The sequence below is a fragment of the Streptomyces sp. NPDC001904 genome (assembly GCF_040297005.1).
GTDB lineage: Bacteria > Actinomycetota > Actinomycetes > Streptomycetales > Streptomycetaceae > Streptomyces.
Map to the genome: position 1 here is coordinate 80656 of NZ_JBEOYI010000001.1, position 20366 is coordinate 101021.

The 20366-nt window shown below is 72.6% G+C and carries 19 protein-coding genes; 6 read left to right on the forward strand and 13 right to left on the reverse strand.

Annotation, left to right across the window (positions count from 1 at the left end; genetic code table 11):
- Positions 1-73: 73 nt before the first annotated feature.
- Positions 74-559: an RNA-binding S4 domain-containing protein gene (locus ABT127_RS00365; RefSeq protein WP_351443610.1), complete on the forward strand. Its 486-nt coding sequence runs from the start codon at positions 74-76 to the stop codon at positions 557-559.
- Positions 560-619: 60 nt separating this feature from the next.
- Here the strand turns inward: ABT127_RS00365 and ABT127_RS00370 are convergent, their stop codons facing one another.
- The 4 genes from ABT127_RS00370 to ABT127_RS00385 all read right to left on the reverse strand — a co-directional run bounded on the left by ABT127_RS00370 (position 620) and on the right by ABT127_RS00385 (position 4197).
- Positions 620-1045: a DoxX family protein gene (locus tag ABT127_RS00370; RefSeq protein WP_351443611.1), complete on the reverse strand. Its 426-nt coding sequence runs from the start codon at positions 1043-1045 to the stop codon at positions 620-622.
- A 99-nt stretch (positions 1046-1144) separates the two neighbouring features.
- Entirely contained in the window at positions 1145-1828 is a 684-nt protein-coding gene (locus ABT127_RS00375; RefSeq protein WP_351443612.1) for a class I SAM-dependent methyltransferase, read from the reverse strand.
- Between the two features lie 47 nt (positions 1829-1875).
- Positions 1876-2880: an acyltransferase domain-containing protein gene (locus ABT127_RS00380; protein WP_351443613.1), complete on the reverse strand. Its 1005-nt coding sequence runs from the start codon at positions 2878-2880 to the stop codon at positions 1876-1878.
- A 75-nt stretch (positions 2881-2955) separates the two neighbouring features.
- Positions 2956-4197, reverse strand: a complete 1242-nt coding sequence (locus ABT127_RS00385) for a PucR family transcriptional regulator (RefSeq protein WP_502971603.1) — start codon at positions 4195-4197, stop codon at positions 2956-2958.
- Between the two features lie 112 nt (positions 4198-4309).
- On the opposite strand from ABT127_RS00385, the gene ABT127_RS00390 reads away from it, so the two are divergent.
- From ABT127_RS00390 to ABT127_RS00400, 3 genes are read left to right on the forward strand one after another with little or no spacing between them, the layout of a single operon-like run.
- Positions 4310-5212, forward strand: coding sequence for an SGNH/GDSL hydrolase family protein (locus tag ABT127_RS00390; RefSeq protein WP_351443614.1), 903 nt, complete (start codon positions 4310-4312; stop codon positions 5210-5212).
- Positions 5213-5219: 7 nt separating this feature from the next.
- Positions 5220-7217 (forward strand): hypothetical protein, encoded by a 1998-nt coding sequence (locus ABT127_RS00395; protein ID WP_351443615.1) that lies wholly within the window; start codon positions 5220-5222, stop codon positions 7215-7217.
- Positions 7218-7271: 54 nt separating this feature from the next.
- A complete protein-coding gene (locus ABT127_RS00400; RefSeq protein WP_351443616.1) occupies positions 7272-7538 on the forward strand; it encodes a DUF6343 family protein in 267 nt (88 codons plus the stop codon).
- A 78-nt stretch (positions 7539-7616) separates the two neighbouring features.
- Here the strand turns inward: ABT127_RS00400 and ABT127_RS00405 are convergent, their stop codons facing one another.
- The 6 genes from ABT127_RS00405 to rpsA all read right to left on the reverse strand — a co-directional run bounded on the left by ABT127_RS00405 (position 7617) and on the right by rpsA (position 13494).
- The gene (locus tag ABT127_RS00405) at positions 7617-8024 is read right to left on the reverse strand and encodes a tetratricopeptide repeat protein (RefSeq protein ID WP_111661677.1); all 408 of its coding nucleotides are present in this window, start codon (positions 8022-8024) and stop codon (positions 7617-7619) included.
- Between the two features lie 37 nt (positions 8025-8061).
- Positions 8062-8445 carry a DUF3592 domain-containing protein gene (locus ABT127_RS00410; RefSeq protein WP_351443617.1) on the reverse strand — a complete coding sequence of 128 codons (384 nt, stop codon included), beginning with the start codon at positions 8443-8445 and terminating at the stop codon, positions 8062-8064.
- A complete protein-coding gene (coaE, locus tag ABT127_RS00415) occupies positions 8442-9050 on the reverse strand; it encodes a dephospho-CoA kinase (protein WP_351443618.1) in 609 nt (202 codons plus the stop codon). Before coaE ends, ABT127_RS00410 begins: the two co-directional genes overlap by 4 nt.
- A 59-nt stretch (positions 9051-9109) precedes the next feature.
- Positions 9110-10045 carry a PAC2 family protein gene (locus tag ABT127_RS00420; protein WP_351443619.1) on the reverse strand — a complete coding sequence of 312 codons (936 nt, stop codon included), beginning with the start codon at positions 10043-10045 and terminating at the stop codon, positions 9110-9112.
- A gap of 92 nt (positions 10046-10137) precedes the next feature.
- Entirely contained in the window at positions 10138-11664 is a 1527-nt protein-coding gene (locus tag ABT127_RS00425; protein ID WP_351444034.1) for a flavin monoamine oxidase family protein, read from the reverse strand.
- 321 nt (positions 11665-11985) lie between these two features.
- Entirely contained in the window at positions 11986-13494 is a 1509-nt protein-coding gene (rpsA, locus tag ABT127_RS00430; protein ID WP_351443620.1) for a 30S ribosomal protein S1, read from the reverse strand.
- 381 nt (positions 13495-13875) lie between these two features.
- On the opposite strand from rpsA, the gene ABT127_RS00435 reads away from it, so the two are divergent.
- Together ABT127_RS00435 and hrpB are read left to right on the forward strand one after the other, a co-directional pair.
- Positions 13876-14703: a class I SAM-dependent methyltransferase gene (locus ABT127_RS00435; protein ID WP_351443621.1), complete on the forward strand. Its 828-nt coding sequence runs from the start codon at positions 13876-13878 to the stop codon at positions 14701-14703.
- Between the two features lie 35 nt (positions 14704-14738).
- Positions 14739-17270, forward strand: a complete 2532-nt coding sequence (gene hrpB / locus ABT127_RS00440; protein ID WP_351443622.1) for an ATP-dependent helicase HrpB — start codon at positions 14739-14741, stop codon at positions 17268-17270.
- On the opposite strand, the gene pgfA is transcribed toward hrpB, so the two are convergent.
- The 3 genes from pgfA to ABT127_RS00455 form a co-directional block, all read right to left on the reverse strand.
- Complete coding sequence (gene pgfA, locus ABT127_RS00445) at positions 17260-18255, reverse strand: cell envelope lipid trafficking protein PgfA (protein WP_351443623.1); 996 nt, start codon at positions 18253-18255, stop codon at positions 17260-17262. The genes hrpB and pgfA overlap by 11 nt on opposite strands.
- Before the next feature lie 48 nt (positions 18256-18303).
- Positions 18304-18438, reverse strand: coding sequence for an SPW_0924 family protein (locus tag ABT127_RS00450; RefSeq protein WP_351443625.1), 135 nt, complete (start codon positions 18436-18438; stop codon positions 18304-18306).
- Positions 18439-18607: 169 nt separating this feature from the next.
- On the reverse strand, positions 18608-20356 hold the full coding sequence (locus tag ABT127_RS00455) for a lytic transglycosylase domain-containing protein (protein WP_351443626.1): 1749 nt from the start codon (positions 20354-20356) through the stop codon (positions 18608-18610).
- Positions 20357-20366 lie beyond the last annotated feature (10 nt).

Here is a 20366-nt window from a genome sequence, read left to right on the forward strand (position 1 = left end):
ATTATCCGGGTCGGGGCGGGGTGGTTCGTCCGTGGCTCGCCGACGGGGGCGGCAACGGCATTAAGGTCGACGCATGGCAGCGAACACATCGCAGACGCCGGGAGCGCCGAAGGACCCGGCCGAGGCCGCGCGGGCGGCGGCACCGGCCGGCGGCGAGAGCGTGCGCGTCGACAGCTGGATCTGGTCCGTGCGGCTGGTCAAGACGCGCTCGGCGGGCGCCGCGGCCTGCAAGGGCGGACACGTCAAGGTCAACGGGACGAGCGTGAAGCCCGCGCACGCGCTGCGCGCCGGTGACGAGGTGCGGCTGCGCCAGCCCGGCCAGCGGGAGCGGGTGGTCGTGGTCAAGCGCCTGATCCGCAAGCGGGTCGGGTCGCCCGTCGCCGTCGAGGCGTACGTCGACAACAGCCCGCCGCCTCCCCCGCGCGAGGTCGTGGCCCCGGTCGGCATCCGCGACCGCGGCACGGGCCGGCCCACCAAGCGGGACCGCAGGGAACTGGAGCGGCTGCGCGGCGTCTTCGGGCAGGGTCCGGGCGAGGAAGCCGGTCCGCAGCAGCACTGAACCGGAACCCACTCGCGGTGGGCCCCGGTTCAGCGCTGCTGCGGGTGCTGCCGCGTGGCGTCAGACGGCACGGCGCACCAGCGCCACGAGTTCCCGGTTCTTCCCGCGCCGCGCCCACGCGAGGACGGCGAGGGGGACCATCAGGATCAGCGGTGTCGCCGCGTTCTCCCCGTCGAAGGCGACGATCTGGGTGACGCACGCGCCGACCATCAGGGCGCTCAGCGCGATCGGCGCCACACCCGACAGGACGGGCACCAACAGGGCGACGGCACCGGCGAGTTCGAGCGCTCCGATGACATACATGCCGGTGGCGCCCCAGCCGATCGTGTCGAAGGAGTCGACCGCGGCGGAGACCGCGAAGAGCTTGGGCAGGGCGCTCGCGACGGCGAAGAACGCGGCGAGCACGATCGTGGTCGTGGTCAGCGCGATCCGGGCGCGACGGGAGCGGACGGGGGCGGCGGCCGGGGCGGCGGCGAGATGCGTCATGACGGTCTCCTGAGCGGTGCGAGCGAGCGGCCGGTCGGTCGCTCTCACCGGTTAAGACCGGGGCCGCCCCCGGAACTCATCGCCCCGCGGAGCCCCGCGTCAGGCGGGCACCGCCCGGACCCACACCCGGTCGTCGGTGAGATAGCGGTCCACCTTCAAGCCGGCGTCCGCCAGCGCCTGTTCGAACTGCTCCGGGGTCATCGGCAGGATCCGGTACGTCTGCGTCCACACGGCGTCCGGGAACAGGTACTCCACCGTCGAGGAGCGCACCCCGCCGCCGACCGGCTCCGACGACACCATGCGGATGGTGAACCCCGCCTCCTCCAGGCGGCGCTCCTTCGGCAGGTCCTCGTACGCGCCGTCGCGCACCCGCTGGATCAGCACGCAGCCGTCGTCGGCGACATGCCGCCGGACCGTGTCGAGCATGCCGCGCCGGACCGCCGCGTCCCCGGTGTTGACCAGGATCGAGGCGAGCAGCACGACGTCGAACTTCTCCCCTCCGAGGTCCAGGCCCTCGATGGTGGAGCGGACCGTACGGGCGCCACGGACCCGCTCCAGCATCTCGGGCGACTCGTCCACCGCCGTGACCTCGAAGCCGCGCTCCAGCAGGGGGTGCGTCACCCTGCCCACCCCGCAGCCCAGTTCGAGCACACGGGCGCCGGCGGGCACGGCGCCCGCGACGATGTCCGGCTCGCCCTCGACGGGCAGTCTCGAATAGAGCTCCACCGCGCAGCCGTCGGGCGTGATGGCGCCCGGTCCCGTCCCTTCGTATCCCGTACGCATCTCAAGGCTCATGCACAGGCAACGGCCCGGCCAGTACCGGCGGTTCCTCACATCGGGAACCAGCCGCTCCCCGGGTACCAGTGGCCGCCCGCGTCGAGGTGGCCGAGCACGGCGCGCTGCAGGCTCGTGCGGCGGGGCAGCTCGGCGCGCGGGGTCCCGGTGCCGCCGAAGACGAAGGCGACCGGCGTGTCGTCCTCGGGCTCGGGCGCGGTCCCCGGAGGCGCGGGAAGCGGCGCGAACCGCTCCTGGAAGCGGACGATGTTGGAGTCGGCCGGCAGGTACTTCCGCAGTTGCCCGTCCAGGAGCCAGGAGTGGCAGACGGCGACCCGGACCGGCTCCCGGGGGAAGTGCCGGGCGAAGAAGGTCCGGGCGCGGGCGATCGAGTCGTCGCAGGCGCGCGGGGTGAAGGGGCCCCGGAAGTCGGGGATGTGCACGCTCAGGCACGGATCGCCGGGCCCCGCGCCGCCACCGGCGGCCGCGACCGCCTTCCCCGTGCGCTCCCCCAGCCGCTGCCCCTCGAACTGGAGCCGCCCCAACTGGTAGAGCTCGCCGCGGAAGTGCCGGGTCGGCCACCACGGCACGAGCAGTCCGGTCGTGCCGAATCTCCTGCGGTGCACGGCGAGATTGCGGCCGAGGTCGGCGAGCGTGTGCCGGGAGACGTCGTCGGGGATGCCGTGCTCGCGGTGCAGGGCGCGCACGTGCGGCAGCGCGGCGACGAACACGAAGACGGCGAAGCAGCGGCCGAGCGTTCCCGCCGCGGCCGGGACGTCCGGGAGGCTCGTCCCCTCCCCCGGTTCCCCGAGCCGCCACAGCAGCCCGCCGACCGCCCGGGCCAGCAGGTCGGTCAGCTCCCTGGAAGCCGTCATCTCCCGGTGCAGGGAGATCAGTTGCGCGATGTCTTCGTGCGGGACGGCAAGATCCAGCAGGACGTCGGGGAGGTCGAGGTCGGACGGCAGGGCCGCGGCGAGGCGGGGTATCCGCGGGTCGTCCAGCGCGGCGAGCCAGGCGGCGCACCTCTCATCGCCCTCGAGCGTCTCCAGCAGGTCCGCCACGCCGTCTCCTTCGTTCAGCCGGGTCGACCAGTCGGCCAGGTCAGACCGGGCGATCGGGTCGGCCGGGGCCGCCTGTCATGGACTCAACGTACGCGCACGCCGCGCCACCAGCGCCGCCGTCAGGTGCTGGAGACCGGCGGGGTGGCCGGGCGACAGACCGGTGAGGCGGGTGATGCGACGGATGCGGTAGTCGACGGTGTTGGGGTGGATGTGCAGGGCGGCGGCGCAGCCGCGCCGGTCCAGGCCGTGCCGCAGGTACGTCTCCAGGGTGTGCAGCAGCTCCGGCTTGCTGTCGAGGGGTTGCAGGAGCCGGGCGAGGCCTTCGAGGGCGACGCTGGGGCGGCTGAGCTGGTAGTCGAGGAGCACGTCGGCGAGCCGGTACAGGCCCGGACCGCGCCCGGTGCGCTCCACCAGGTCCACGATCTCGGTGTTCTCGGCGACGGCGGCGGCCACTCCGGCGGGCTCCACGACGGCCGCGGCGGCGGTCACCGGGACCCCGGCCGCGCCCGCCGCCGCGTCGGTCAGGGCGCACAGTTCGGGCCAGGGCGGCGGGTCGGCGAGCGGCAGCAGCGCGGTGCCGCCGGAGCTGTCGAGCGAGGTCAGGGCGGGCTCGCCGGTGCCCGCGCCGAAGGCGTCGAGGGTGGCGCGGACCCGGCGGATCTTGCGTCGGGCGGCGACGCCCGCGCCGGGCCCCGGCAGGGTCTCGTCGGGGTGGGTGCCCAGTCGCAGGGTCAGGGCCGCGTAGAGGGCGGCGGGCCGCTGGACGCCGGGCCGCTCGGCGGGCTCACCGGCGAGCAGCGCGGCCAGCAGGGCGTGCCGGCCGCCGTGTTCCTGACTGTCGAGGATGGCGCGGGTCTGGAGGTAGGCGCGGCTGACGGCGGAGGTCACCTGCTGCTGGAGGACCATGATCCGGTCGACGGCCTCCTTGAGGTCGGGCAGTTCGGCGGGGCGGGCGTCCTGCGACAGCTCGGCCCAGCACATCGCCGTACCGATCTGGTACGCGGTGAGGATCGCGTCCAGCGGGACGCCCTCCTCGGCGCGCTGGGCCGCGGAGTCGCGCTGCTGGGCGAGTTCGGCGTCGGTGGCGGGCCTGCGGTGCTCGATGACGTCGGCGAGCAGCCGCAGCGTGTACTGCACGATGTCGGCGATGTCCCCGGCGATCTCCTCGCCGGGCAGCTCGGCGTAGACCGGGAGTTCGCTGCGCAGCCGGGTGACGACCCGCCGGGTGAGGGCGGGGACGCGGGCCCGCAGCCGCGCGGCGGCCGGGACGCCCGCGACGATCAGTGGGCCCGTGGCCCCGGTCTTGTCACGCGTCACAACTTTCCCCCGGTAAGTCTGCGTTACCGACCAGTTAAGCGCTGCCTCACGAGTCTGCATCATGTGCGGCGACCCCATCCATGCCCCACCGTGAGATTCAGGGAGCCGCACCGTGAACTCTCTTCGCAGCAAGGGACTTTCGGCCCGCAACAGAAGAGGTCTGGGGGCCGTGCTCGTCGCCGTCGCGGCCCTGGCGACCCTCGGCGCGGGCACCGCCCAGGCCCGGGCCGCCGCGCCCCAGGTGTACGTGGCGCTCGGCGACTCGATGGCGTCGGGCCCGCTGGTGCCGCCGATCACGGGCCCGCTGGCCTGCGGCCGCTCCACCCGCAACTACGCGCATCTGCTGGCCGACCGGCTGAAGGTGACGACCTTCCGTGACGTGACCTGTTCCGGCGCGGACACCGACGACATGTCCAACCCGCAGAAGCTGTCCCTGCTGGGCGTCGACATGGGTACGGCGGCGCCCCAGTTCGACGCGCTCAGCGCCGACACCACCCTGGTCACGCTCACCATCGGCGGCAACGACGCGGGCCTGGTCGGTGTCGCCCAGGACTGTATGCAACTCGACCCGACGGCGGACAGCTGCCAGAAGAAGTTCGTCGTCGACGGCGTCGACAGGGTCTCCCAGCGGATCGAGGCGTTCGGCCCGAAGCTGGCGGCCGTCCTCGACACCGTCCACCAGCGCTCCCCGCAGGCCCGGGTCCTGGTCACCGGCTACGGCGACTACATCAAGAAGGGCGGCTGCTGGCCGATCGTCCCGGTCCTCGGCAGGGACGCCGACTGGCTCCAGGGCAGCGTCGACCACCTCAACTCGGTGATCTCCGCGCAGTCCGCCGCGCACGGCGCCGAGTACGTGGACGTGCGCACCCCGAGCGCGGGCCACGACGCCTGCCGCGCGGTCGGCACCAAGTGGGTGGAGGGCTTCGTCCCGACGGCCCCGGCGGCGCCGCTGCACCCCAACGCCCTCGGCGAGGCCGCTTACGCCGGCTTCATCGGCGCGCACATCGGAGGCTGACGCCGTCGTGCGCTCCCGCTCCTTCGCCCTGACGCTCGTGGCGGCGCTGCTCGGCGCCGCCACGCTGCTCGCCCCGTCCGCGTCCGCGAACCCGCCCTCCCCGCAGGGTGGTTGTGATCCGCTGACGGCCACCGGCGGCGACTGCCTGCTGCCCTTCCCCAACGACTGGTACACCCGCGCGGACGCCGGTACGCCGACCGGCCGCCGGGTCGCCTTCACCTCGGAGATGCTGCCGCGCGGGGCCGCCGCGCCCGCCGTGGACCCGACGGCCTGGAACCGCTCGGACGGCTTCTCGCCCGGCGCGGCCCTGCTCGTCCAGGTCCCGGGCCTCGACCTCGCGGCGACGGGCGCGGCCCCGCTGACCGACATCGGCAGCTCCCTCGACCGTGACGCGCCGATCGTGCTCCTGGACACGACGACCGGCGAGCGCCATCCCTACTGGGCCGAGCCGGACGCCAACGCGACGAGCGGGGACCGCCGGGCGCTGCTGATCCATCCGGCGAAGAACTTCAGCGAGGGCCACCACTACGCCGTGGCCCTGCGCGGCCTCAAGGACGCGACCGGGCACCGGCTGCCGACGCCGGATGCGTTCGCGAGGGTGGCGGGCAGGCAGCTCCCGCGCCATGACGCCCTGGCCGCCCGGCAGCGCCAACTACAGCCTGCGCTCCAGGCATTGAGGAACCACCGGATCAACACCGGTGATCTCTATCTGGCCTGGGACTTCACCGTCGCCAGCGCCCGCAGCCTGACCGGCGACCTGTTCTCCATCCGCGACGACGCCTTCCGCCGGCTGGGCTCGGCGTCACCCGGGTTCACGGTCACCGGCGTCAAGGACCTCACGCCCGACCAGGACGCCCGGATCGCCCGCGAGGTCACGGGCACGGTGACGGTCCCCGGCTATCTGTCCCTGCCGGGCGGCCCACCCGGATCCACGTTCGCCCGGGACCGCGACGGCACCCCGCGCCACCTCCCCGGCAACGTCCAACTGGCCTCGTTCCGCTGCGAGATACCCCGTACCGCCTTCACCGGACGGCCGTCCCGCCCGGCCCTGTACGGACACGGTCTGCTCGGCAGCGCGGGCGAGGTCGGCGCGGGCAACGTCAAGGCCATGGCGTACGAGCACGACTTCACCTTCTGCGCGACCGACTGGATCGGCATGGCGCAGGCCGACATCCCGGTCGTGCTCGGCGCGCTCGCCGACCTCAACCGCTTCCCCGCGGTCCCCGAGCGCAGCGAGCAGGGCATGCTGAACGCCATGTTCCTGGGCCGCGCCCTGATCCACCGGGACGGTCTCGCGAGCGACCCGGCGTTCCGCACCGCGGACGGCCGTCCGCTGATCGACACCGCGCACGGCCTCTCCTACGACGGCAACAGCCAGGGCGGCATCCTGGGCGGCGCCCTGGTGGCGGCCTCGCGGGACGTACGGCGCGGGGTGCTGGGCGTGACCGGCATGAACTACGGCCTGCTGCTCAACCGCAGCGCGGACTTCGCACCGTTCCAGCAGGTCCTCGACGTGGCCTACCCGGACCGGCTGCGCCAGCAGATCGTCCTCCAGCTCTACCAGATGGTCTGGGACCGCGGCGAGACGAACGGCTACGCGCAGACCCTGGCCGGGAACGGGGACCGCGTCCTGATGCACATCGCGTACGGGGACCATCAGGTGGCCAACGCGGCGGCCGACGTGGAGGCCCGCACCCTCGGTGCCCGCCTGCTCACCCCCGCGCTCGCCACGGGCCGCAGCCCCGACAGGGTCCCGTACTGGGGCATCCCCCGGGCCGGAAAGCCGCCGCTGCGCGACGGCTCCGCGATGGTCGTCTGGGACAGCGGCACCCCGGCACCGCCGGTGACGAACACCCCGCCCACGGAACCGGCGTACGGCAAGGACCCGCACTCCGATCCGCGCGCCACGGCGGCGGCCCGCCGGCAGAAGGCGACGTTCCTGCGCACCGGTGCCGTCATCGACGTCTGCGACCGGGCGCCCTGCCGCTCGCTTCCCACCCCGTGACGTGAAGAGGCACTCTGGAGGGGGGTGCCTCTTCACTCCGTGGAGGTGACGGCCATGCACCTGATCCGGACCGGTGACGAACCGGTCACCGCCCGCAGCCCGCTTCGCCTGCGCCTGGGCCTGGCCCTGTTCGGCCTGCTGTGGACGACGGCCGGCACCGTCGCCTTCCTCCTCGCCCACCGCCCCGGCTGGGCCCTGGCCTGCGGCGCGCTCTGGCTGATCACGACGATCGACCTGCTCATGATCACCCGCCACATCCGCCAGGGCCCCCACTACCAGCCGGGCCGGAACATCCCCCCGTACAGAAAAAGCGCCCCGTAAGGGGCGCGGGGAACTGCGCGAGCAATCACAGACGACCCGAACCAGCCGACGAAGGACCAGCCCCGACGGCGCGACGGCTCAGTCGTCGAACCGCGCCGCCGCCACATACTCGGGCTGCGGATCCAGCGCGGCGGCCAGCCGGAAGTGCCGCCGAGCCTGCTGCGGCCGCGCCCAGCGCTCATAGGTGCGGGCCAGCGCGAAATGCGCGAACGCGTTGTCCGGCTCGCGCTCCAGGACGATGGAGAACTCCAGCTCGGCGGCCCGCAACTGCGCGGCGGCGAAGAAGGCGCGCGCCCGCAGCAGCCGCGCGGCGGTGTTCTCCGGGTGCGCGGCGATCACGTCGTCGAGCAGCTTCACCGCACCGCGCGGGTCCCGCGCGGCGAGCAGCTGCTCGGCGGCGCGGTAGTCGATGACGTGCGTCTCCGGGGTGGCGTCGGACACGGTGTGCTCCCTTCCGGTGTCGACCACGTCAACGCCGTGGCCCATGAGGGCTATTCCTGCCCGCCCCGCACCGTCAGGACACTCAGCCCAGCGACACGGCGAGCACCATCCCGGCCAGGACGAGCACGGCGCCCGCGATCATGAAGCTCCGGTCCACACCGGGGCGTTCCCCGCCGAGGAGCACGGTCTCGCGCGGGTCGTCGGTGTCGTACGCGACGCTGACGACACCGCCCGCGGGCAGCGGCAGGCGTTTGCTGGCGGGGACCGGCGAGACGACCTCTATGACCTGGCCGTCACCGGTCGCGAACTGCAGCAGCGGCCGGTCGGACCCGGGTTGCGGCGGCTTGACCAGGGCCTCGACCACGTTCCCCGCCACCTTCACGCGCCGGGTGCGCTGCAGTCCGTAGGCGCCCGCGAGGAGGGCGACGAGCCCGCCCATCGCGGTGCACGCCGCCAGAACGATCATTTCGACGCGGTGCGCGCCCGGCGCACCAGGTCGGCCCAGACGGCGTCGACCTGCTCCCTCAGCCGGTCCAGGGAGACGTCGTTGTCGATCACGACGTCGGCGATGGCGAGCCGCTTCTCGCGGGTGGCCTGCGCGGCCATCCGGGCCCGCGCGTCCTCCTCGCTCATGCCGCGCAGCCGGGTCAGCCGGTCGAGCTGGGTCTCGGCGCTCGCGTCCACCACGACGACCAGGTCGTAGAGCGGCGCCAGCCCGTTCTCCGCGAGGAGCGGTACGTCGTGGACGACGACCGAGTCAGGTCCCGCCGATTCCTGGAGCTCCGCGGAGCGCGTGCCGACCAGCGGGTGCACGATCGCGTTGAGGGTGGCCAGTTTGTCGGAGTCGGCGAAGACGATCGACCCCAGCTTCGGGCGGTCGAGCGTGCCGTCGGCCGTGAGGACGTCGTCGCCGAACGCCTCGACGACGGCCGCGAGCCCCGGTGTGCCGGGCTCGACGACCTCACGGGCGATGCGGTCGGCGTCGATCAGGAGCGCGCCGCGCTCCACCAGGAGTCTCGACACTTCGCTCTTGCCGGAACCGATTCCCCCGGTCAAGCCCACAGACAACAAGTCCGCGCCTCCCACTCGCCTCGGCACCCCGGCCCGCGGGGAGCGTCCTTGCGACGAGACTAGTCGCCTTCCCGCTCCGCCAGGAACCTCTCGAACTCCAAGCCGATCTCGTCCGCCGAGGGGATCTCCATCGACTCGGCCAGCATGTTGCCCCGCGACTCGGCGCCGGCCGCCGCGTCGTACTGGTGCTCAAGTCCCTGCACGAGCGCGACGAGTTCCTCGTCGCCCTCCTGGATCTGCCGGTCGATCTCCGTCTGCGTGCGGTGCGCCTCGGTGCGCAGCGCGTGCGCGATGCCCGGCAGGACGAGCCCGGTGGCGGCGGTGACCGCCTCCAGGGCGGTGAGCGCGGCGTCCGGATACGCGGAGCGCGCGATGTAGTGCGGGACGTGCGCGGCGACGCCGAGCACGTCGAACCCGGCCTGCGTCAGCCGGTACTCGATCAGCGCCTCGGCGCTGCCCGGCACCTGGGCCTCCTCGAACGGGCTGCGGTGCCCGGGCACCAGGTCCACGCGGTTCCCGTGCGGGGTGAGGCCGACCGGGCGGGTGTGCGGCACGCCCATCGGGATGCCGTGGAAGTTCACCGCGAGCCGGACGCCGAGCCGCTCCACGATCTCCTGGACGGCCGCGGCGAACCGCTCCCACTCCACGTCCGGCTCGGGGCCGGACAGCAGCAGGAAGGGCGCCCCGGTGGCGTCCTGGACGAGCCGCACCTCGATCGAGGGGACCTCGTAGTCGCTCCAGCTGTCGCGCTTGAACGTCAGCAGCGGGCGGCGGGCCCGGTAGTCCACGAGCCGGTCGTGGTCGAAGCGCGCCACGAGCTGGTGCGGCAGCGCGTCGAGGAGACGCTCGACGATCTGGTCGCCGGTCTCTCCCGCGTCGATGTAGCCGTCGAAGTGATAGAGCATGACAAGGCCGGCGGACTCCTGGGCGAGCGCCATGTCGACCGTGGCCAGGCCCTTCGGCTCCCATGTGTACAAATCCTGCGGATCAAGCACAGTGACCGCTCCTCCTCGTGTTCTTCAAGGGGAACGCGCCGGAAGGGCGCGAGCATTCCCGCCCGCGCCCTTTCTCAGCTGCCTCTTACACGTCAGCTCGCCATCACGCGCGCGTGCAGCTTGGTCACGGCCCGCCGCGCCGACGTGAACGCGCCGTGCTGCCAGGCGTCGGTGTGGCTGAGCCAGTCACCGGCGAAGTAGACGCGGCCCGACGGATCGTCGAGCGGCCTGTAGCGCGGGTCGTCGGGGCCGCCGGGGGTGTTGTGCCAGGCGCCCTCCAGGTGCGGGGTCTGCCGCCAGTGGTGGGAGAACGACGTGGCGAGTTCGGTGCGGTACTTCTCGCCGTAGATCTTCACGCCCTGCGCCACGGCCCGTGCCTCGCGCGCCGCCGGGCTCAGCTTCGCGTACGCGTCCGCGTCGTCACCGTAGTTGTAGTACCCGATCATGACGCCGCGCTCGCCGTGGAACCCGTACGACGGGTGCCAGATGTGGCTGAGGTCCATGTCGGTCTCGGTGATGCCGCCGTAGATCCGGTGGTCGAGCTCCCACCAGCGGGACCTGTACTCCAGGCCGATCTTTCCGGCGGACTGCGGGGTGATGGCCTCCAGGGCGCTCTGCACGCCGGAGCCGAGGTTGTGGGGAATCCTGGCGAGGATGTTGGGCGGCAGCGCGCCGACGCAGAAGTCCGCCTCGATCGTTCTGGTGCGTCCGCCCTGCGTGTAGGTGACGACGACCCGGTCGCCCTTGTCCGTGATCCTGCTGACGGCCGCCCCGGTGTGCACCCTGCGCGCGCCGACGGCCTTGGTCAGCGCCTGCGGTATCCGGTCCATGCCGCCCACGGGCTGGAACATCAGCATGGCCTGGTCGAAGCCGAACTCGAAGGAGAAGTACCGTCCGACGCCGCTCGCGAACACCTCGGACGCGGACGGTACGTCGCCGAGCAGCACCCCGGGCGTCCCGGCGGCCGCGGGCACGGTCGTGTAGCCGCGCCGCTCGCCGCCCTCGTAGGTCAGCTTGTCCCCCAGCTCCCCGAAGTCGGCCAGGAAGTCGACGAGCCGTTCCTGGTCGGTGGCGGTCAGCTCCTTGTCGAGCGCGCCCTTGTTCGTCGCCTTCGCCAGCAGCTCGGACAGATAGCCGTACACGTCGGCCTTGGCGGTGCGGTAGCGCACGGGCTTCGTCATGCCGGCCGACTCGTTGAAGAGGTAGGCGTCGGCATTGGTGTTGGTGAACACCTCGACGGGGACGCCGAGTTCACGGCAGTAGTCGAGGGTGACCATCCACTGCGGGAGCCGCGCGGGCCCGGCGTTCATGTACTGCCCGTCACTGAAGCGCGCGGTCTGCTTGTTGCCGTACAGGTCCACGGTCGAGTCGCCGCCCCGCACCGTGAAGTTGCGGCCGCCCGTACGGTCCCTGGCCTCCAGGACCGTACAGTCGTAGCCCGCCTTGCCCAGCTCGTAGGCGGTGGCCAGACCGGCGATGCCGCCTCCGACGATCACCACCTTCGCGGCGCCCCGCCCGCTGAGCGAGAAGTCCCCGGGGCGCGGTGCGCGATAGGGGAGTTCACGCTGCGCGGCCTGCGCCGTGGGGGCGAGGCCGAGGGCGCCCATGGTGGCGAACATGGCGCCCGCGCCACCGGTGAGCCCGACGTTGCGCAGAAAGGCCCGCCGACTGTTTCCCGTGCCCGCCGTCTGCTGCTGTGCTGCTGTCATGTGCAGGGCTCCCTCAGATCCGAGTGATCTTGCGTGACTCGGGGATCCTGGCAACGCCCTGTTACGGCACACGGACAACTGTTGTATCGGCCAAGTTTCTGACGCCCCGCAAGGGGCGCGGGGAACTGCGCGAGCAACCACGACGGCGCGGCACAAAAAGAACGGCGGGCCGCACCCCCGAAGGGATACGGCCCGCCGAACAACTACCTAGCGGAACCCGAAGGGCTCAGCTCAGCTCTGACCACCGGCCAGCTTCTCGCGAAGGGCGGCAAGCGCCTCGTCCGAAGCAAGCGCACCGGAGTTGTCGTCCGACTCCGAGGAGTACGAACCGCCGCCGCCACCGGAGGCAGCCGGGGCCGCGCCGGCGCCGGCGACAGCACCCTCGGCCTCGGCCTGGGCGTCGGCCTCGCGGGACTTGATGACCTGAGCCTGGTGCTGCTCGAAGCGCTGCTGCGCCTCGGCGTACTGGGTCTCCCAGGCCTCGCGCTGGGTCTCGAAGCCCTCGAGCCAGTCGTTGGTCTCGGGGTCGAAGCCCTCGGGGTAGATGTAGTTGCCCTGGTCGTCGTAGGACGCGGCCATGCCGTACAGGGTCGGGTCGAACTCGACGGCCGACGGGTCGGCGCCGAAGGCCTCGTTGGCCTGCTTCAGCGAGAGGCTGATGCGGCGGCGCTCGAGGTCGATGTCGATGACCTTGACGAAGATCTCGTCGTTGACCTGGACGACCTGCTCCGGGATCTCCACGTGGCGCTCGGCCAGCTCGGAGATGTGGACCAGACCCTCGATGCCCTCGTCGACGCGGACGAACGCACCGAACGGAACGAGCTTCGTGACCTTACCCGGGACGACCTGACCGATCTGGTGGGTCCGGGCGAACTGCTGCCACGGGTCCTCCTGCGTCGCCTTCAGCGACAGGGAGACACGCTCGCGGTCCATGTCGACGTCGAGAACCTCGACGGTGACTTCCTGGCCGACCTCGACAACCTCGGACGGGTGGTCGATGTGCTTCCAGGAGAGCTCGGAGACGTGGACGAGACCGTCGACGCCACCCAGGTCCACGAAGGCACCGAAGTTGACGATCGAGGAGACGACGCCGGAGCGGACCTGACCCTTCTGCAGGGTGGTGAGGAACGTCTGGCGCACCTCGGACTGGGTCTGCTCGAGCCAGGCACGGCGGGACAGGACCACGTTGTTGCGGTTCTTGTCCAGCTCGATGATCTTCGCCTCGAGCTCCTTGCCCACGTACGGCTGGAGGTCGCGGACACGACGCATCTCGACGAGGGAGGCCGGCAGGAAGCCACGGAGGCCGATGTCGAGGATGAGACCACCCTTGACGACCTCGATGACGGTACCGGTGACGATGCCGTCTTCTTCCTTGATCTTCTCGATCGTGCCCCAGGCACGCTCGTACTGAGCGCGCTTCTTGGACAGGATCAGACGGCCTTCCTTGTCCTCCTTCTGGAGAACCAGGGCCTCGATCTCGTCGCCGACGGCCACGACCTCGTTCGGGTCGACGTCGTGCTTGATCGAGAGCTCGCGGCTCGGGATGACACCTTCGGTCTTGTAACCGATGTCGAGGAGAACCTCGTCCCGGTCAACCTTGACGATGACGCCGTCGACGATGTCGCCATCGTTGAAGTACTTGATCGTCTCGTCGATGGCGGCGAGGAAAGCTTCCTCGTTACCGATGTCGTTGACCGCAACCTGCGGGGTGGTGGCGGTGGTCTCGGTGCTGCTCGTCATGTGGGAAAGGGCTCCGGCGGACATTGAAAGTCGGTGGGTACTGCTACGCCGGGACCTGTTTCGCACCGAAGAAGCCGGACAGCCTAGGAAGCGCCGAATCCCGATCTTCCGGGAGGCGCCTCGACAACCGAGGGGACATACGACAGATGCGAGCGCAGCCTGCTATGTCTGAGGAACGCAGGCCCGCAGCGCAACTTGTAGCATACGGGGGCAGCCGGACACGGTCAATGCGCGAAGGCGCACACCCGGGGCGGATCGCCGCATACCCGGCACACATCGCGTCCCACGAGGCCACGCGGTCCGCAGTGCAGGCAGATTAGTACCAGGGAGCCGATCATCCAAGAGTCCGGACCAATCGAAGCGTACGAGCCGTCGACCTCCATGAACACGGTCGACGAGGACTCCACGGCCACCCGGCGTGACGCGGACACCACGGAGAGCGCGCGGGCCAACCGCGGCTGGTGGGACCGGAACGCGGACGACTATCAGGTGGAGCACGGCACGTTCCTCGGCGACGACCGTTTCGTCTGGGGCCCCGAGGGGCTCGACGAGGTGGAGGCCGAGCTGCTCGGCCCGCCCGAGGAGCTCGCGGGCAAGGACGTCCTGGAGATCGGCGCGGGCGCCGCCCAGTGCTCGCGCTGGCTGGCCGCGCAGGGGGCCAGGCCCGTCGCCCTCGACCTCTCGCACCGCCAGCTCCAGCACGCGCAGCGCATCCAGGACGGCTCCGCGATCAGGGTGCCGCTGGTGGAGGCGGACGCGGGCGTGCTCCCGTTCCGGGACGGCTCCTTCGACCTGGCCTGCTCCGCGTACGGCGCGCTCCCCTTCATCGCGGACCAGGTGCAGGTGCTGCGCGAGGTGCACCGGGTGCTGCGGCCCGGCGGCCGCTTCGTCTTCTCCGTCACGCACCCGATCCGCTGGGCGTTCCCCGACGAGCCGGGCCCCGAGGGCCTGACCGTCTCGGCCTCCTACTTCGACCGCACCCCTTATGTGGAGCAGGACGACGACGGGCGCGCGGTCTACGTCGAGCACCACCGCACCGTCGGGGACCGGGTCCGGGACGTGGTGGCCGGCGGCTTCCGGCTCGTGGACCTGGTCGAGCCGGAGTGGCCCGCGTGGAACACGCAGGAGTGGGGCGGCTGGTCGCCGCTGCGCGGCAACCTGATCCCGGGCTCGGCGATCCTCGTCTGCGAGCGGGACGACCGGGCCTAGCTCCTGTCTTTCGGGCGTGCTGGAGACTGGGCGTCGTGATCCGCAGTGATGCCCTCTCCGCCCTGCCCGTCCGGTCCGCCGTGCCCGCGCTGCGGCGCGCGCTCGACGGGTCCGGGGTCGCCGTGCTCGTCGCGCCGCCCGGCACCGGCAAGACCACGCTCGTCCCGCTGGTCCTCGCGGGGCTGCTCGACGAGGGCGCCGCGGTGCGCCGGGTCGTGGTGGCCGAGCCGCGGCGGATCGCGGCGCGGGCGGCGGCCCGGCGGATGGCGTGGCTGCTGGGCGAGCATGTCGGCGAGCGGATCGGGTACACGGTGCGCGGCGAGCGGGTCGTCGGGCCGCGGACCTGTGTCGAGGTCGTCACCACCGGCGTGCTGCTCCAGCGGCTCCAGCGCGACCAGGAGCTGGCCGGCGTCGACGTGGTGATGCTCGACGAGGTGCACGAGCGGCATCTCGACGCGGACACCGTGGCCGCCTTCCTGTGGGACGTGCGGGAGACGCTGCGGCCCGAGCTCGAACTGGTCGCGGCGTCGGCGACGACGGACGCGCAGGGCTGGGCCCGTCTGCTCGGGGACGCGCCGGTCGTCGAGGCCGAGGGCGTCGCGCACCCGGTGGAGGTGGTGTGGGCGCCGCCCACCGCGCCGGTCCGGCCGCCGCACGGGATGCGGGTGGATCCGGCGCTGCTCACCCACGTGGCGTCGGTGGTCCGGCGGGCGCTGGCCGAGCGGGCGGGCGACGTGCTGTGTTTCCTGCCGGGCGTCGGCGAGATCGCGCGGGTGGCCGGACAGCTGGGGAGCCTCGGCGGGGACAGCGCCGGCACCGAGGTGCTCCAGGTGCACGGGCGGGCGCCCGCCGCCGTGCAGGACGCGGTGCTCTCGGCGGGCACGCGGCGCCGGGTGGTGCTGGCGACGGCCGTCGCGGAGTCGTCGCTGACGGTGCCGGGGGTGCGGGTCGTCGTGGACGCCGGGCTGGCGCGCGAGCCCCGCGTCGACCACGCGCGGGGGCTGAGCGCGCTGACGACCGTACGGGCGTCGCGCGCGGCCGGGACGCAGCGCGCGGGCCGCGCCGGGCGTGAGGCGCCCGGGGTGGTCTACCGGTGCTGGGCGGAGGCGGAGGACGGGCGCCTTCCGCGGTTCACCTCCCCCGAGATCAAGGTGGCGGACCTGACGGCGTTCGCGCTGCAGGTGGCGTGCTGGGGTGATCCGGAGGCGTCGGGTCTCGCGCTGCTGGACGCGCCGCCCGGCGGGGCGATGGCGGCGGCGCGGGACGTGCTGGTGGCGGTCGGGGCGGTCGGCGGGGACGGTTCCGGGCGGGTGACGGCGCGCGGGCAGCGGCTCGCGCGGCTCGGGCTGCATCCGCGGCTCGGGCGCGCGCTGGTCGACGCGGCGCCGGTGGTGTCCGCGCGGCGGGCCGCGGAGGTCGTCGCGCTGCTGAGCGAGGAGCCGCCGCGCGCGTACGGCGACGATCTCGGGCAGGCGCTGCGGTCGGCCCGGCGCGGGGGGGACGCGTACGCGGGGCGGTGGGCCGCGGAGGTGCGGCGGCTGTCCCGGGTGGCCGGGGCGTCCGAGGAGCCCGGCGGGAGCGGCGCCGACCTGTCCGACGAGCAGGCCGCCGGGCTCGTCGCCGCCCTCGCGTTCCCCGAGCGGGTGGCGCGCCGCTCGGGCGGGTCGTTCCTGATGGCGTCGGGCACCCGGGCCGATGTCGGGGACGGATCCGCGCTGCGGGACGCCGGGTGGCTGGCCGTCGCCGTGGCCGACCGGCCCGTCGGCGCCGGGCACGCGCGCGTGCGGCTCGGGGCCGTGGTCGACGAGGAGACCGCCCGGTGGGCCGCCGCGCACTTGCGGGCGGAGGGTGACGAAGTCGTTTGGGCGGACGGAGAGTTGGTGGCTCGGCACGTCACCCGGCTCGGCGCGATCGAACTGACGGTGCGGCCGCTGAGGAGCCCGTCCCCCGCGCTCGTACGGGAGGGTCTGCTGGCGGGGCTGCGGCGGGAGGGGCTCGGGCTGCTGCGCTGGGGGCGGGAGGCGGAGGCGCTGCGGCAGCGGCTGGCCTTCGTCCGGCGGCACGTCGGTGAGCCGTGGCCGGACGTGAGCGACGAGGCCCTGTACGCGCGCGTGGACGACTGGCTGGAGCCGGAGCTGGGGCGGGCCCGGCGGCGCGCGGACCTGGCCCGGATCGATGCCGGGTCGGCGCTGCGGCGGCTGCTGCCGTGGGCGAGCGGGGACGCGGCGCGCTTCGACGAGCTGGCCCCGGAGCGGATCACGGTGCCCAGCGGGTCGTCGGTGCGGGTGGACTACGCCGATCCCGAACAGCCGGTGCTGGCGGTGAAGTTGCAGGAGATGTTCGGACTCCAGGAGACGCCTGCCGTGGCGGGGGTGCCGCTCCTCGTCCATCTGCTCTCCCCCGCCGGGCGGCCCGCCGCCGTCACCGCCGACCTGGCCTCGTTCTGGCGCGACGGCTACCGGTCGGTGCGGGCCGATCTGCGCGGCCGGTACCCGAAGCACCCGTGGCCCGAGGACCCGGCGGCGGCGGAGCCGACCCGGCACACGAACGCGCGGCTCAGACGCTGACCGGCTCCGGCTCGGCCGGGGCGTGGGGTTCGGGGTTCCCGGGACGGCGGCTGCGGGCCTCCAGCCACAGGGCCAGGGCGAGCAGCAGGACGCCGAGGATCAGGAAGCCCCAGGGGAGGTAGGAGGTGAGCAGCAGGACCAGGGTGCGCTGGGACTTGACCAGGTCGACCGTGTCCTTGATGTAGTCCTCGCGCATCTTCACGTCGCCGGCGAACGCGGTGATCTTCTTGCCGTCGCCGCCGAGCAGGGTGCCGCCGCGCATCTCCTCCTTGTGCTTCTCGTCGCCGTAGACGGGGGCGCCGGTGGTGGGGTCGACCAGGAAGGTGCGCACGGTCGTGTACCACATCTCGGTGCCGGTCTTGGCGACGGACTCCGAGGTGATGCCCTTGACCGGGAGCTTCTTGGGGAAGGGCACCTTGGTCCAGGGGATGGTCTGCTCGAAGCGGTAGACGGTGACGCCGCGGAAGTCCTCGGTGCCCTTGTAGTGGATGGGGCGGGTGATGCGGGCGCGCGCGTCGAAGTACTCGTAGTCCCGCTTCTCGGTCAGGAACGGCCACTTGAACTCGATGCCCTCGCGCGTGACCTGGTCGCCGTCGACGGATTCGCCGGTCGCGTGGACGGGCTCCTGGCTGTGCGCGTCGAAGATGTAGCGCTCGGGGATCTGGGAGACGAACTCACCGTCGGGGCCCACGATGTAGCTGAGGCCGTCCCAGACGACGACGTCGCGCCCGGCGCTCTTCTCGATCTTGTCCGACTCCTCGACGTTCCCCTTGAGGGTCTGTACGACGGTGAGCTTGGGGACCTTCTTGGCCTGCATGGTGCCGTAGTCGACGAGGGTGGCGTTCTTCGCCTCCAGGACCATCGTCTGGTACTGGTTCGCCGGGACCTTCGCCAGCCGGGGGAACGCGTACCAGCGCATCAGCGGGGACATCGCCGTGAAGAACACGGCGAAGGCGAGCAGGATCAGGCTTGCCTTGCGGCGCATCTCGGCGGCCCTCCTCAACTACGGGTTCAGGGACGGTGGTTCGGACGGTCACGGGTGGTCGGGGACGGTGGTGAGCAGGGGTTTCGGGGAGGTCTCGCCCGTGGGGGCGCCGACCGCCGAGATGGTGAGGACGAGGGCGAGGGCGGCGGCGAGGCCGATCGCCGCCGCGATGAGGGCACGCATGTCCGGCCTCCCGAGTCTGGATCTGATGGGTCGTCAGAGTCTTGGGTCGGAGCACCGTAGCAATGCCGGACGGAGATGAGAACACGTTGGACGCGACCTGACGCCGGGCACGCGCGAGCCCCCGGCCGATCGTCGGCCGGGGGCTCGGAGGGGCGGTGCGCGCCAGGATCTACGCGGACGGGCTCGCGGACGTGGAAGGCGTCCCGGAGGCACCGTCGCTCGGGGTGTCGGTGGGGGCGGCCGTCACCTTCAGTTCGACGGTGACGGTCGCGCCGCCCGCCGTGGTGACCCGCAGCAGGAACGTGCCGGTGGCGTCGTCCGCGTACAGCTTCGGGAGGGCGAGCAGGCCGTCCTTGCCGGTCTTGAGGCCCTTGAGGGTGCGCACGGTCTTGCCGTCCGCGTCCTTGAAGGAGGGGCCCGTCGTCGCCTCGGCCGGGTCGTCCTCGGCCTTGATGAGGGTGGCGGTGGCGGTGACGCCGTCGGCGACCGCGCCCTTGTACGTCGCCTTCAGCGTCACGGCGCCGTCGTCGAAGGTGCCGCCGGCGACACAGGTGAGTTCCTTGTCGCTGGTGCGGGCCAGCGCGTCGGCCACCCGCTCGGTGACCTTCGCGGTGTAGTCGAGGCCGGTCACGGAGCTGCCGACGACGGTGGCGCGGATCGTGAAGGTGCCGGTCTTCTCGCCCGCGGTCAGCTTCGGCGCGGTGGCCGTGCCGGCGGTGGTCGTGGTGACGACGGCGCTCGTGGCGTCGCCGTCGAACCGGGCGTCCGTGCTGCCGATGATCCGGAAGCGCACCTTCACCTTGGCGACGCCCTTGCCCGCCTTGTCCTTGGCCCGCACCTGCACCCGCTCGGCGAAGGCGTCGCCGGCCGTCGCGCCGAGCGTGCCGGTGTCCGCGTCGGCCAGCTTGGTGACGGAGTCGGTGGGGGTCGGCGTGGGCGTCGGCTTCGGCGAGGGATTCGCCGGGGTGGAGGGGTCGGTCGGCTTCGGGGTCGGGTGCGGCGAGCCGCCGGAGCCCGGGGTGGTGGGCGACGGGCTGCCGCCCGGGGTGGTGGGCGACGGGGACGGGGTGGGCGTCGACGGCGAACCGCCGTTGCCGCTCGGGTGCTTGGGCAGCACGCCGGTGCCGTCCGGGACCTCGTAGCTGCCCTTGCGGTAGTACTCCATCCAGGACAGGACGGTGGCGAGGTAGTCCGAGGAGTTGTTGTAGCTGAGGATCGCCTTGTTCAGGTCCTTGGCGTTCGACAGGTCCCAGTCGTAGCGGCACAGGTAGTGGCCGGCGGCGAGGGCCGCGTCGTAGATGTTGTTGGGGTCCTTCTTGCCGTCGCCGTTGCCGTCGCGGCCCGCCCACTCCCAGGTGGAGGGGATGAACTGCATGGGGCCGATGGCCCGGTCGTGGACCGTGTCGCCGTCGTAGAGGCCGCCGTCGGTGTCGGTGATCTTCGCGAAGCCGTTGCCGTCGAGGGGCGGGCCGAGGATCGGGCTCTTCAGCGTGCCGTGCGCGTCGACGTTGCCGCCGCTCGCCTGGCCCGACTCGACCTTGCCGATCGCGGCCAGCAGCTGCCAGGGCAGATTGCAGCCGGGCTTGGACGACGCCAGCTCGGCCTCGGCCTTCTTGTACGCGTCCAGGACGGTGGCGGGGATGCCTGCCTCGGCCTCACTCGCGCCGCCGCCCGTGCCGGGCGACGGGGTCGCGGGCGCGGTGGGGCTGTCGAGCGGCGGGAGTTCGGTGTAGTAGTCGGGGCCCGACGCGGTGTCGGGGGTGTCGCCGTCGGAGTGGTCGGCCGCCGAACGGCCGCTGTCCGCCTGGTGCGGGGTCACGCCCGGTGCCTGCGAAGCCGAGAGCGCCGCCACCGCCGCGGCGGCGATCGCGGTCGTCATCACGCTCCTGCGCAGCCTCCTGCCGAAAACCGCCGCCATACCGCGAACC